This window comes from Flavobacterium sp. (assembly GCF_049318325.1).
GTDB lineage: Bacteria > Bacteroidota > Bacteroidia > Flavobacteriales > Flavobacteriaceae > Flavobacterium.
In genome coordinates this window covers 1-14,106 of sequence record NZ_JBMOGQ010000055.1, presented here as the reverse complement: position 1 = coordinate 14,106, position 14,106 = coordinate 1, and the positions used below count along the sequence as shown (strand labels likewise).

The 14,106-nt window shown below is 34.5% G+C and carries 10 protein-coding genes and 1 pseudogene; 3 read left to right on the top strand and 8 right to left on the bottom strand.

Annotated features, from left to right (window positions below):
- Positions 1–285, top strand: a pseudogene (locus tag ACOYLP_RS06585) (penicillin-binding protein); the annotation flags it as partial.
- Between the two features lie 65 nt (positions 286–350).
- Here the strand turns inward: ACOYLP_RS06585 and ACOYLP_RS06580 are convergent.
- The 7 genes from ACOYLP_RS06580 to ACOYLP_RS06550 form a co-directional block, all read right to left on the bottom strand.
- Positions 351–3,356, bottom strand: a complete 3,006-nt coding sequence (locus tag ACOYLP_RS06580) for a glycoside hydrolase family 3 N-terminal domain-containing protein (protein ID WP_422855387.1) — start codon at positions 3,354–3,356, stop codon at positions 351–353.
- Positions 3,357–3,366: 10 nt separating this feature from the next.
- A complete protein-coding gene (locus ACOYLP_RS06575; RefSeq protein WP_422855385.1) occupies positions 3,367–3,849 on the bottom strand; it encodes an ABC transporter ATPase in 483 nt (160 codons plus the stop codon).
- Positions 3,850–3,869: 20 nt separating this feature from the next.
- Positions 3,870–4,661: a (Fe-S)-binding protein gene (locus tag ACOYLP_RS06570; RefSeq protein WP_422855384.1), complete on the bottom strand. Its 792-nt coding sequence runs from the start codon at positions 4,659–4,661 to the stop codon at positions 3,870–3,872.
- Positions 4,662–4,721: 60 nt separating this feature from the next.
- Positions 4,722–5,168, bottom strand: a complete 447-nt coding sequence (locus ACOYLP_RS06565) for an LNS2 domain-containing protein (protein WP_422855383.1) — start codon at positions 5,166–5,168, stop codon at positions 4,722–4,724.
- Positions 5,169–5,288: 120 nt separating this feature from the next.
- Complete coding sequence (locus ACOYLP_RS06560) at positions 5,289–6,593, bottom strand: 4Fe-4S dicluster domain-containing protein (protein ID WP_422855382.1); 1,305 nt, start codon at positions 6,591–6,593, stop codon at positions 5,289–5,291.
- A gap of 8 nt (positions 6,594–6,601) precedes the next feature.
- A complete protein-coding gene (locus ACOYLP_RS06555) occupies positions 6,602–7,561 on the bottom strand; it encodes an MlaD family protein (RefSeq protein ID WP_422855381.1) in 960 nt (319 codons plus the stop codon).
- 84 nt (positions 7,562–7,645) lie between these two features.
- Entirely contained in the window at positions 7,646–8,821 is a 1,176-nt protein-coding gene (locus tag ACOYLP_RS06550) for an N-acetylmuramoyl-L-alanine amidase family protein (protein WP_422855380.1), read from the bottom strand.
- 135 nt (positions 8,822–8,956) lie between these two features.
- Here ACOYLP_RS06550 and ACOYLP_RS06545 point away from each other — a divergent pair, with 135 nt between their 5' ends.
- Both ACOYLP_RS06545 and ACOYLP_RS06540 read left to right on the top strand, forming a co-directional pair.
- Positions 8,957–11,620, top strand: coding sequence for a putative LPS assembly protein LptD (locus ACOYLP_RS06545; protein WP_422855379.1), 2,664 nt, complete (start codon positions 8,957–8,959; stop codon positions 11,618–11,620).
- Positions 11,621–11,701: 81 nt separating this feature from the next.
- Positions 11,702–12,082: a RidA family protein gene (locus tag ACOYLP_RS06540; RefSeq protein ID WP_422855378.1), complete on the top strand. Its 381-nt coding sequence runs from the start codon at positions 11,702–11,704 to the stop codon at positions 12,080–12,082.
- A 336-nt stretch (positions 12,083–12,418) separates the two neighbouring features.
- Here ACOYLP_RS06540 and ACOYLP_RS06535 read toward each other — a convergent pair.
- On the bottom strand, positions 12,419–14,106 hold a 1,688-nt coding region (locus tag ACOYLP_RS06535), incomplete at its 5' end, for a DEAD/DEAH box helicase (RefSeq protein WP_422855377.1).

Below are 14,106 nucleotides of genomic sequence, written 5' to 3'. Positions count from 1 at the left end.
AATCCTGATCTGCTCAAAAAAGTGTATAAAGGATATAGTTATGAATCCAAAGGAATACGTAATTATGGATTAGGCATCAGAATGACTGAGTTTGAAAAGGGTGAACCTTTTTATTATCATAATGGTTGGTGGCATGGAAACACTTCCTGTTTTATTAATTTAAGAAAAGAGAAAGTTACAATTATAGTATTGTCTAATAAGTATACAAAAAAAACGTATCAAGCTAAAAAACTCGCTGCGCTTTTTGGCGATTATCCATTTAAGTTGGATGATGGTGAAGAATAATATTTTAACAAGGAAACATATTTAATATTAGCTAGTTGAATAACCGAAAAGCTAAATCTTAATAATTACTTCTCTATAATCGCTTCCTGAATTACTTTTTGAATGTCTTCTCGGATATTTTCCTTTGAAAGTTTATTTGGCAAGTTAGAATCTGGATACGTTCTGTTGGATAAGAAAACATAAACAATTTCGGTTTCCGGGTCAGCCCAAGCCATAGTTCCAGTAAAACCGGTATGCCCAAAACTCGTCATCGAAACACAACCACAAGTTGGTCCACCTCCACTTATTTGTGGCTTGTCAAATCCTAATCCACGACGATTTCCTTCAGTACAAAACCAACACGTATTAAAATCGTTAAATGTTGATTCAGAAAAATATTGCTGTCCTCCATAGCTGCCTTTTTGCAAATACAACTGCATCATCTTGGCAATATCCATGGCATTGGAAAAAATACCTGCATGCCCACCTATGCCATCTTCCATCGCAGCTTCCATATCGTGTACATAACCCTGAATGGTATCATGGCGGAAATAAGTATCTATTTCAGTTGGAGCAATTACACTTTTATCAAACTTTTTTAAAGGATTGTATAGTGTATTATTCATTCCAAGTATTTTGTAGAAATTATTGGTTACCAATTCATCCAAATGCCTACCCATAACTTTCTCCAAATATTGTTTCAAAATAATAAAAGTAAAATCGCTGTAACGGTATTCTTTTTTATCTATAAGTGGACTATCTATGATACGTTTCATAATAGTGTCTTGATAATCATCTCTCAAGTACAAACTATCAGAAACGCGTTTGGTAAATCCTTCGCTATACATTTTACGATAGTATTTCTTCATTGGCATTTTTGCCGAATCTAAAGTAGCTTTGTAAAACGGTATCCATGCTTGCATTCTACCATAGTGCGACAACAATTCTTTAAATGTAATTTTCTGCTTGTTAGAAACTTTAAATAGTGGCAACATCTCTCCTAAAGTAGTTTCGAGTGTCACTTTATTATGGTCATATACCTGCATTACATTTGGCAAAGTAGCTACCATTTTAGTTAATGAAGCTACATCATATAAATCGCTATTCTTAACTTTAACATCGCTATCGTACGTTTGATTTCCAAATGATTTTTGATAGATAACTTTTCCTTTTCTGGCTACCAAAATCTGCATACCTGGAGCCATTTTACCGTCAATAGCTTTTTGTGCATACGAATCAATCTGCTTGAGTTTTTCTGAACTCATACCCACACTTTCCGGAGTAGCAAAACCCAATCGGTTTAGTTTTTGAGTGGTTATTCCATCACCTGCTTTTAAACTGCTATTGATAGAAACCGGAAGCAATCCTTTAGCGTCAATGGCACCAAAAATTAACTCAGCCGAAACTTCCTGAGCAATGTTTCCATTTTGATAGGATACAATTACGCCTGGTATTTCATTAAAATTCAAAATTCTTGATAATGAATACGGTTTAGCAAAACAATCAATAATTACTTTCTTTTTAGAGGCAATAGAATCAATTACCTGCAATTCAGGTACCGTTAACTCGGGAGATTTCCACCAAGATTTATCCGATTTGTGATACCCAATAATTACCGTTTCATAATCGGTCAATTTAGCCAATAAGGAATCTATATTAGTCTCCGAAACTTCAGTAACATCAGTGTATTTCTTTAAAGTAGTGACAAAAGAACTATTGGAATCATCACCTAATTTTACATAGGCAATTTTCTGATTCAGATTTTTAATCGGAAGAATGTTTCCATCATTTTTAACAACTGTAATGGCGTTTTCATACAATTCATATTGTAAGGTTTCATTAGATTTCGGATTCAAATCATTATACAAATTGATGACTTCTGTAGGTTTGTAGTTGTTCAATCCTGCTTTGAACTTATATCGTAAAATCTTCTTTACCGATTCCGCTAATCTTGCATCTGAAATAAGGCCGTCTTGATAAGCCACACATATTTTTTCTATAGCAAGCGGTACATTTTCTGCAAAAAGGAGAATGTCGTTACCCGCCATAAAAGCTTCCAGATCAATATCACCCGGTGCTCTGAAATTACTTGCCCCTTTCATGTTAAGTGCATCAGTAAAAATCAATCCATCAAATCCTAATTCACTTTTGAGCAAATTTGTCACAACATTATAAGATACAGAAGTTGGGTAACCTTCACGTGGTTCCAAACTTGGCACATTCAAATGAGCCACCATTACCGAGACCAAACCTTCGTCAAACATACGTTTGTAGGGATACAACTCTATCTTTTTAATATGTTCCAAAGAAACATTTACTAGAGGCAATGTGCTATGCGAATCGGTTGCAGTATCACCATGACCGGGAAAATGTTTTCCCGTAGAGAAAATGCCTTGACCTTGTGCGCCATTCATTAAGGCAATAGCATGTTCAGTAACACTAACTTTATTTTCACCAAAAGAGCGATAACCAATAATTGGATTTTTCGGATTGGTATTAATATCTAAAACAGGAGCGAAATTAAAATGAACTCCCATTCGTTTACTTTCCTTTGCCATGCTGGTTCCTACTTTTTCAACCAATTTTATATCTTTGATGGCTCCCAAAGTCATATTAAAAGGATATCGAAAAGTGGAATCTATTCGCATATTCAATCCCCATTCGGCATCAATTCCAATAAACAATGGCACTTTTGATAAAGCTTGATAATTATTTGTCAAACGAGCTTGACGCATTGGTCCACCTTGAAAAAAGATTAGACCACCAATATTATAATCACAAACTAGTTTTTCAATAGCTCTTGTATGAATGGTATCTTTGTTAGAATAAGCTGCAACCATAAATAATTGTCCCACTTTTTCATTAAAGGTCATTTTATTATAAAGACTATCAACCCAACGCGTTTCGGCTGAAGTTTCGGGAAAAAAGTTTTTACGGTCGGATTTTAAATGTGGAATGTAAACTTCTTCTTCTAAGTCTAAATCAGTTTTTGGGAAGACCACATTCGTAGTCTTATTTTTGGTTGACGCACAATTAGTAACCAAAAATAGCAATGCCGTGAATAATCCTATTCTGAATAAAAGCCTTTTCATGTAATACGGATTAAAAAAAACGACTATGCCAACTTTCACCAGCAGGAACTTCCCAGTTTTCGTTAAATTCTTCAATGCTATTCACCAAATTATTAAAAACAATGGTATTGGCAGTTACTGCCTTTTCTTTAGCCATTCGTTTAAAATCGATTAATGATTTATGAGCTATATGTTCACCATTTTTAAACGTCACATTCATCTTATCCAACAAATCAACCTGATATTTTTGTTCCAGCTTTTGAATAAAAGCCACCGATGAATCTATAGAACAACCGGTTGCCTTTTGGACTTCCTGATTGACAGCAAGAATTACAAAACGGTTGTATTTCAAAAGATAAGAAGCTTCTAATCCAGTTCCATGTGCTGACCAATTTTCGATAAAACCTTTTAAATCATTTTCGATTTCAGTCATCTCATCATCTGAAAATTTGCGATTGGATTGGTAAATCCAAATTTTGGAATCTTCTGGTAAATTTTCAAAAGGAACTAACATTTTTATTTGATATTAGGAATTTATAAATCCTGAGCATTAGCAATTAATTCAGCTATATCCATTACTTTAACATTAGCTTCTTGTTCTTTGGCTTTAACTCCATCTGTCATCATCGTATTGCAAAATGGGCAACCCGCAGCAATTATTTCCGGTTTTGTTTCCAAAGCATCTTCGGTTCTTTCTACATTGATGTCCTTATTCCCTGTTTCGGGTTCTTTGAACATTTGGGCACCACCGGCCCCGCAGCATAAGCCATTGGCACGGGAGCGTTTCATTTCTACTAACTCAGCATCCAATTTTTGAATTAAATCTCTTGGTGCTTCGTAAACATTATTAGCTCTTCCGAGATAACACGGATCATGAAACGTAATTCTTTTCCCTTTGAATTGGCCTCCTTCAATAGATAATCTTCCTGAATCTAAGAGTTGTTTTAGGAATTCAGTATGATGAACTACTTCATATGTGCCGCCCAATTCTGGGTATTCGTTTTTTAGTGTATTAAAACAATGTGGACAAGCAGTAACGATTTTTTTTGCTTCATAGGCATTTAAAACCTCGATGTTCATCATGGCTTGCATTTGAAACAAAAACTCATTACCTGCTCGTTTTGCTGGATCTCCGGTACAACTTTCTTCTGTACCCAATACCGCAAACTCCACCTTGGCACGATTTAAAATACGCACAAATGCCTTGGTGATTTTTTTTGCTCTGTCATCAAAACTACCGGCACAACCAACCCAAAACAATACTTCGGGTTGCTTGCCTTGAGCCATCATTTCTGCCATGGTTGGCACATTTACTACTTCTGACATAATTGTATTTTAGTTGCAAAATCGCAAAGTTGCAAAGTTGCAAAGTTTGAAATCTAAAATTTATTCATGATGTTCATCATCGAACACCTGAATGGTTACTTCTTTATCTACTAAATCAGTAAATTTTCCTCTATAACGTGTAGCTTTTACCAAGTGATTATCTATCCAGTGGTAATTTCCTCCACGTGGTTTTCCGAATAGAATTCCGTGGTATTTGAAACCGTGTTTTTTTAACCAAATCTCAGTATATTCTCTGTGTGCTTCAGTTCTTGAAGTGAAGAAAAATATAATGTGACCTTCGTCATACCATTTGTTTAAAGTTACTAACGCATCAGGATAAACCTCTGCTGTCAACATTCTTTCTGGTTCTTCATTTGGAATATCGTCACAAACTGTTCCATCAATGTCAATTAGATAGTTCTTAATACCATCCGGTAAAATAGGACTTAAATGTTGTCCGTTTTGGGTAATACTTTGCAAGTTTTTGTCAATGTCTTCCGCTTTCATTTTTTTCTTTTTATTATTTCACATTCATTTGACAAATTCCCAAGCCTCACATTTATGGTAATTTGTTTTTATTTTTATATGCGATAATCGCATCCTAATCCTATTTGATAAAATCAAATACTATTCATTTTTCCAGTTTAATCTATCTTGTTGGTTGTATTGCCATGGCGCTCCATTGTTCTCAATGTTAGTCATCATTGCATTCAAAGATTGTGGTGCAGCACTTTGCTCCATTACTAAATACCTCCTCATATCCATGATAATAGACAACGGACTGATATTTACCGGACATTCTTCTACACAAGCGTTACAACTTGTACAAGCCCAAAGTTCTTCTGCTGTAATATAATCATTCAATAATGATTTATTATCAGGAACAAAAACTCCTTTATTTGCATCTATGTTTCTTCCTACTTCTTCCAATCTGTCACGTGTATCCATCATGATTTTCCGTGGCGATAATTTTTTACCAGTTTGATTTGCCGGACAAGAAGAAGTACATCTACCACATTCAGTACAAGTGTAAGCATTTAGTAGCTGAACCCAATTCAAATCCTGTACGTCTGAAGCACCAAATTTAGACGGAACTGCATTTTCATCTGTTGGTTGAACCGCATACGGATCAGCGTTAGGATCCATCATTAGTTTTACTTCTTTGGTAACACTTTCCAGGTTGTCGAATTGCCCTTTAGCATTCAAATCAGCAAAATAGGTGTTTGGAAAAGCCAAAAGTATGTGTAAATGTTTTGAATAGTATAGATAGTTAAGGAATACTAAAATTCCGATAATGTGAAGCCACCAAGCCGCCATTTCAATGGCTTCAACTTGAGCTATATCTAAAGAAGTAAACCAAGGATTGATATATTGTGAAATTACATTTCCTGAATTCATAGCCTGAAAATGCAAATCGGTAGCGTTCATTATCAGGAACAACGACATCAATACTATTTCAAAATACAAAATTATATCAGCATCTCTTTTTGGCGCTCCTTTCAAATCGGAACTTACGAAACGCTTTAATTGGATAATATTTCTTCTAATCCAAAAAACAATTACGGCTACTAAAACTAAAACAGCCAAAATTTCAAACGAACCAATTAGAAAACCATAAAATGCACCTAAAAAAGAGAATACCCTATGTGTTCCGAAAAGCCCATCAATAATGATTTCAAGTACTTCAATATTGATAATTATAAAACCTGCGTAAACAATTATGTGAAGCAAACCAGCTATTGGTCTTTTTACCATTTTAGATTGTCCCAACGCAATCATTGCCATATTTTTCCAACGTGCTGATGAATTATCTTTTCGATTAACGTCATGACCTAAATTGATATTGCGTTTAAGCTTTTTTACATTTTTAGCAAAAAAACCAATTCCAATAACAAGAATGATAGCAAAGAGTATGTTGTCTATATACATCATAAGTTTGGTTACTTTTTAATAGTATCGTTTATGGGTGCTTTATAGGGCTTGTTTTTCTTTCCAAAGAGTGATACGTTTACATAACGCGTTGGATTTAATCGTAAATCCTGAATTAACAATTCCAATTCTTTAGATGTTTTTGCAAAGTTATTGTAGATCGTTTCATCTTTTGCTAATTTGCCTAAAGTACCTTTTCCGGATTGCACATCAGCCATTATTTTATCAACACTTGCTAATGTTCTTTCTAAGCTTTTTACCGTTTTACCAAGATTTGCTTTAGAAATCGAATCCGATATTTTTACAAAATTAGCGGAAGCTTTATCAACATTAGTCAATGCTGAGTTGATTTTTACTTTATTTTCTGCTAATAATTCGTTTACTGATTTAGAAACCACTTTAAACTCGGCTAAAGTTACATCTAGATTAGCAATACTACTTTTTAGATTTGCTTTAGTTTTGGAATCTAATACTGAATTAACATTTTTCAAAAGTACATCGGCAGAAACCACCATCTTTTCGACTTTTTCTTGAAGTGGTGTCAATCGTTCTGCAACTAAAGAAGTTAAACCTGGTTTGACATCACCTATTAGTATGGTTCCTGATTCTGCAACCGAATTATCTTCAAAATTAGGTGTAATCATAATTTGTTTACCTCCTATTAAACCTGGTTCGTAAATAGAAGCTATACTTGATTTTGAAAACGGAAAATCAGATTTTATTTGAAGTTCTACTTGTATCTTTCCAGAATTATCATTGAGAAATTCTACCTTGCTAACCTTTCCTACATTAAGTCCATTAATGGTAATTGGAGCCGAATTAACCAAACCTTCAACATTGTCATATTGAACATAAAATGTTTTATAATTCGAAAGTAAATCTTTTCCTTTTAGAAAGCTGTAACCCCAAATAAATAATAAAATAGATGCAATTACTAAAATTGCAGTCTTAATTTCTCTAGTGATTTTCAATGTAAATCTTTTTTTTATATCATACTATTCACACGCAGAAGCGGATTGAATAGCAAAGTTAAAATAAATAATTAAAAGTCCTTGTTATAATTGCTTTAATGCATCTTGCACTGAAACCTTCTTTCCATTTTTAAATGCAATTAAAAAGGCGGATGAATATCCTTTAGATTTGGCTTCCGATAATAATCGCTTCGCTTCATTATAATTCGTAGTTTCACCATACATGTATTTGTATAAATTTCCTTCTGAAGAAACTGAAATATTACTCAAACCATTAAAATTACTTGGAACAAGTTCTAACTTTTTACCACTAGCTGAAAGCTGTACCTTGAATAAAGCTAAAGATGAACTTACTACTTCTGGTTTAGGCTCAACTTTTGGCTCTGGTTTTTTAACATCTGGAGATTTAACTGTTGGTTTAATAATGACTGAATCAATTGCCTTGACCTTTTCTATTTGTTGTGATGGCTTGATGGTATTATCATTATCGCTGGTACCAAAATATTCTTTTTTATAACTGATAATGGCATTGGCAATAGATTCCGCAATTTCTTCCTGACCTTCTTCTGAATCTAATTTTGCCCCTTCTGCCTGATTAGAAATAAAACCCATTTCTATCAAAACTCTTGGCATATACGCTTTGTGTAAAACCATATAAGGTGCTTGCTTAACGCCTCGGCTCTTTTTTCCGATTTCTATAAATTTCCCCTGCACTTTTCCTGCCAAAGCAATACTTTGATCTAAATATAGCTCTTGAGCCATAATCATTCCTGCAAAAGATTCAGGAGATTTTGGGTCAAATCCTTCGTATTTTTGTTTGTAATCTTTTTCTAAAGTCACAACCGAGTTCTCTCGTTTCGCAGCTTCTAGATTGGAAGCATTTTTGGACATACCCATAACGTAAGTCTCACAACCATCTGCAGCATTATTTGTATTAGCATTACAATGAATAGAAACAAAAATATCGGCATCAGCTCTATTAGCTATGTTGGCACGCTCAACTAAATCAATGAACTGATCTCCTTTACGAGTATAAATAACATCAATACTCGAATTTTTCTCTAGTAACTTACCTACTTTAAGCACCACCGCCAAAGCTATATTTTTTTCAATATGCCCATGATAAACCGCACCGTAATCATGATCGCCATGACCGGCATCGAGTGTAACTTTAAATTTTGATTGACCAAATGATTGTGAAATAAAGGAGAAAAAGAACGATAATATCAGTAGAACTTTGCTGTATTTGTGAGTATTCATAAGAATGTAAAAGTTAATTTTAATTAAAACCGAAAGGTTATAAAACTTATATTTCCTTATTTTTGACCGAAAATATTGTTTAAGTTTGCGTCGGCAAAAATCAAGCCATAATTGTACAAAAATAGCACTAAACCTTTGCAAATAAAGTTATTTTATATCGTTTTTTTAACAATTTTCCTAACATTAGGAAACGCGAAAATATATTCACAAGAACTGCCAAAGAAAACAAACTCCTTTCCATCTAAAAATCAAGAAACTAAGTCTGAAAATACTACAAATGCTGAACTAGAAGTTACAGAAGTTAAAGTACCTGACAGCATCAAGAAAAAGCCTTTATTGGAAGATAAGATAAAACGAAAAGCGGTCGACTACGAAAAATTTGATCAAAAGAAAAAATTAATAACACTTTATAATAAAGCAGAAGTTTATTATCAGGATATTGAACTCAAATCGGGAATTATTGTTATTGATTATAATAAAAGTGAAGTCTATGCCGGAAGAATAAAAGATTCTACCGGTCTTTACACACAAAGACCTGTTTTTAAGCAAGGTAGTAATGTTGTGGAACCCGATTCTATTCGTTTTAATTTTAAAACAAAAAAAGCATTGGTTTGGAATTCAAGAACAGACCAGGGTGAGCTTAAAGTAAAAGCCGAAATTACCAAAAAGGAAAACGATTCGGTTTACTTTATGAAAAGTGCCCGATTCACCTCTTCAAAAGACATTGATAATCCGGAATATTATTTTCAGACCAATAAAGTAAAACTAGTTCCTGGGAAAAAAGTGGTAGTTGGTTTTACAAATATGTTTATTGCCGATGTTCCAACACCAATAGCAATGCCGTTTGCCTTCTTCCCAATGTCTGAAAAAAGTCGTTCCGGAATTATTGTTCCTAGTTATAATGATAGTAATACCAGAGGTTTTTCTTTGCAAAATGGAGGTTATTATTTTGCATTAAGTGACAGCTACGACTTGGCAGTGTTGGGCGATTATTTTACCAACGGAAGTTATGCTATGCGATTTGAATCATCATATGCAAAAAAATATAAGTTTTCAGGAAATGTAAATGTCCGTTTTGAAAACTTAATTAGTAGCGAGAGAGGTTATCCTGATTATTCGAGAACTAATATTTACAATATCCAATGGTCGCATAGTAAAGATGCTAAATCCAATCCGAATTCTCGTTTTTCAGCTTCGGTAAATCTTGGAAGCAGTAGCTATTTTGTAAATTCTATTAACCAAGTCAATGTTGGTTCTAGATTGAACAACACTTTGAGCTCTTCGATTTCGTATTCAAAAACCTTTAATTCTGTACCAGAAGTAAACTTATCTTTAACTGCAACACATTCTCAGAACACTCAAACTGAACAAATTAATATGACCTTACCAACACTTCAATTAAGTGTGGACAGAGTGTTTCCTTTTGCATCCAAAGATGGGACAAAAAAAGGATTTTTTAAGAATATCAATTTGCAATACAACTTAAGAGGCGAAAACAGAATTGAAACCACTGATTCACTTTTCTTTAAACCACAAATGTTCAAGGACGCAAAAATTGGTTTTCAACATAGTATTCCGTTGAGTACAAATTTTAAATTGTTAAAATATTTAAGTACAACAACTTCAATTAATTATAATGAAGTATGGTATTTAAAAACAATCCGTCGTAACTATGATCCAACACAAAATGCAGTTATTGATACTGAAGTGCAAGGATTTGATGCTTTTAGAACCTATTCGTTTACAGCAGGATTAGGAACTACTATTTATGGGACCTTTAATTTTGGTGAAAAGAGAAAAATTAAAGCCATCCGCCATGTAATGCGGCCGAATATTTCCTATAGCTACACGCCAAGTTTTTCAAAATATTATGACACCTACGATTCTGACGGCAGTGGAACTATAATAAAAGAATACACTCGATTTGACAATGGAGTCTTTGGTGCACCCGGAAAAAATATGTCCAATAATCTAGGCTTTAATTTGAGTAATACTTTTGAAGCCAAAGTAACCGACAAAGATTCAACCAAAACAGAGCCTAAAAAAATAATGCTCCTAAACAATTTGAATTTTTCAACAAGTTATGACATAACTGCAGATTCATTACGATGGTCACCAATGCGTGTCAGTGGGGGAACACTTTTATTTAAGCAAAAGATGAATGTCAATTTTGCTATGACACTAGATCCTTATGCTATAAACAATTCAGGAAGAAGAATAAATACCTGGAATATTGACAATGGCGGAAGTTTGTTTAGAATGACAAGTGCTAATATGACGATAAACTATGCTTTCTCCAGTAAAGATGTTGATGATGCGGATAAGAAAAATAGACAAGGTGAAAGAAATGGAGGTCGAGAAGATGATTTGTTTGGAAGCAATGCTGATTTAGGCGATAGGCGACAGAGCCAATTTAAAGATGATGATAACGAAGCAGAAGCTATTAATGAGTTCTTTAAATATAAATTACCCTGGGATATGACTCTTGCCTATTCATTGACTTATTCAAATAACAATCGTGAGAAAAAAATAACCGGAAACTCGTTAATGGTTTCTATGAATACCGATTTGACTCCCAAATGGAAAATTGGAGCTTCGACAGGTTATGATTTTGTTCAAGATGGAGTTACTTTTACTCAACTACGATTTGAAAGAGATTTGCTTAGTTGGCGAATGGATTTCAATTGGGTGCCTTTTGGAGACAATCCATATTGGGGATTCTTTATTGGTATAAAAGCAGGTGTATTGAGTGATATTAAATGGGATAAACGAAATCAGGCGGATAGAACCTTGAGATAGAGAACAGTCGAAGTTTACTGTCGCAGTGTTCAGTCATAGTTTACAATAGGTAATCTACATACAATAAATAAAACTTTATTTATGAAAAAAATAATCTTTACGGACAATGCTCCAGCGCCAATTGGACCCTATAACCAAGCGGTTTTAATTGGCAACATACTTTATACTTCGGGACAAATTGCACTTCATCCATTAACAATGGAATTGGTGCTTGACGATATAGAAACCGAAACCAAACAAGTCATGGAAAACATGAAAGCGGTTCTAGAAGCGGCCGACATGACTTTTGACAACGTAGTAAAAACTACCATTTTTATCATGAACATGAACGATTTTGCGCGTATCAATAGCGTTTACGGGAGTTACTTTGACGAGAATACCGCTCCAGCACGTGAGACTGTTCAGGTTGCTGGTTTGCCAAAAGGAGTTAATGTAGAGATTTCGATGGTGGCAGTGAAATAATGTTCAATCAACTGATTGATCATTAAATAATAAGTGTGCATTTGCTTCATTGGAAGCAAAAGCCACATCATGTACGTTACAGGTTCTAATCAGCATATTGAAGTATGGCTTTATTTTAAATAATTAAATTAACCATGTCGACTTTTTTCTGTCGTGGGCAATTATAGCTATTTCCATATTTTATAAATAAAAAATCTGACAGTTTTTAAAAATAAGCCAGTTGTTAAGATAATACTATTTCTTTCAAGTACTCAAAAAAACTCCGTCATTACATTAGTAAAAACGGAGTTGTGATAATTTCCTTTTCAGCATATACAAACTGAAAACTGAAACTGCCTACTGCTTCCTCGGTCTTCTGCTTTTAGCAGCCTCAAATGAACGACCTGCTGGTTTATCAGTTGAACCTTCTGATCGTCTTGGTGCACTGCCTTCTCTTTGAAAAGAACCTGGCGCTTTTTTTGTAGCGCTGTCACGATTAAATCCGCCTTCTCTTCTTGGTCTGTCTGAGCGTTCGGATCTTGGAGCTGTATTTCTATCGGTTCTGAATCCACCTTCTCTTCTTGGTCCGAAGCTTCCTCCTGCAGAACTTCTTCCTCCAAATCCGCCTGAGCTTCTTCGTTCACCGCTACTACTTCTGCCGTTATGATCGCGTCTTTCTCTGCTTCCTCCATCGTTTTTAGAGATTTCCACATTAATACGTCTTCCGTTAAGGTCAAATCCGTTAAGGACAGACATCACTTTATCAGTATGTTCACCGTCTGTATTAAAGAAAGAGAAACCTTCTTTCACATCAACTTTAAACACATCATCACGACCTAAATCCAATGTTTCTTTAAGGAAATCTTTCAATTGCATCCAATCGAAATCGTCTCTTGAACCAATATTTACGAAATAGCGAACTGGATCTCCAGCTCTGATTTCTCTCGGCTCTGAACTGCGTTCGCTTCTTTGTCCACCTTCACCAGATATATCTCGTTTCTTTTTATAGTATGTAATAAATCTATTAAATTCAACCGAAACCATTTTCTTAATCAATTCTTCTTTAGACAAACCATCTAGTACTTCATTAATAGCTGGAAGATAATTGTCAATCTCATGGTCAACTTCAGTATCCTTGATTTTATTGGCTAAATGCAATAATTGGATTTCGCAGATTTCAATTCCACTTGGAATGGTTTTCTCAACAAATTTCTGTTGAATGATTCTTTCAATTGACGAAATTTTACGCAATTCACTTTTTGTGATGATTACAATAGAAGTACCTAATTTTCCTGCTCGACCAGTTCGACCAGAACGGTGATTGTAGGTTTCAATTTCGTCAGGTAATTGATAATTCACTACGTGCGTAATATTATCAACGTCAATTCCACGTGCTGCAACATCTGTCGCAACAAGCATTTGAATTTGTCTTCCTCTAAACGATTTCATCACACCATCACGTTGCGCCTGAGATAAATCCCCATGCAAAGCGGCAGCATTATATCCGTCTTCGATTAACTTTTCAGCAACCGCTTGTGTATCTCTTTTAGTTCTACAAAAAACTACAGAGAAGATATCCGGATTTGCATCAGCCAATCTTTTTAAAGCTTCGTATCGATCACGAGCATTTACACAGTAAAATTCGTGAGAAACAGTGGCAGAACCTGAATTCTTTGTTCCTACAGTTACTTCTGCTGGTTCGTGCATAAATTTCTTTGCAATACGTGCCACTTCAGCTGGCATAGTGGCTGAGAATAACCAAGTGTTTTTTTCATCTGGAGTATCCGATAATATCGAAACGATATCATCATAAAATCCCATATTCAACATCTCATCGGCTTCGTCAAGAATACAAAAGTTAATATTTTTGATGTTAACAAGACCACGATTAATCATGTCTTGCATTCTTCCTGGAGTTGCCACAATAATTTGTGCTCCACGTTTAATCTCTCTGGCTTGTTCTGTAATGCTAGCACCACCATAAACTGCGACTGTATGTAAACCTTTTACATATTTTGAGTATTGTTTAATCTCGTTGGTGATTT

Excerpts from the sequence above, each read along its gene's own strand:
- ACOYLP_RS06580 (WP_422855387.1), bottom strand. The coding sequence starts at position 3,356 with ATGAAAAGGCTTTTATTCAGAATAGGATTATTCACGGCATTGCTATTT.
- ACOYLP_RS06575 (WP_422855385.1), bottom strand. The coding sequence starts at position 3,849 with ATGTTAGTTCCTTTTGAAAATTTACCAGAAGATTCCAAAATTTGGATT.
- ACOYLP_RS06570 (WP_422855384.1), bottom strand. The coding sequence starts at position 4,661 with ATGTCAGAAGTAGTAAATGTGCCAACCATGGCAGAAATGATGGCTCAA.
- ACOYLP_RS06565 (WP_422855383.1), bottom strand. The coding sequence starts at position 5,168 with ATGAAAGCGGAAGACATTGACAAAAACTTGCAAAGTATTACCCAAAAC.
- ACOYLP_RS06560 (WP_422855382.1), bottom strand. The coding sequence starts at position 6,593 with ATGATGTATATAGACAACATACTCTTTGCTATCATTCTTGTTATTGGA.
- ACOYLP_RS06550 (WP_422855380.1), bottom strand. The coding sequence starts at position 8,821 with ATGAATACTCACAAATACAGCAAAGTTCTACTGATATTATCGTTCTTT.
- ACOYLP_RS06540 (WP_422855378.1), top strand. The coding sequence starts at position 11,702 with ATGAAAAAAATAATCTTTACGGACAATGCTCCAGCGCCAATTGGACCC.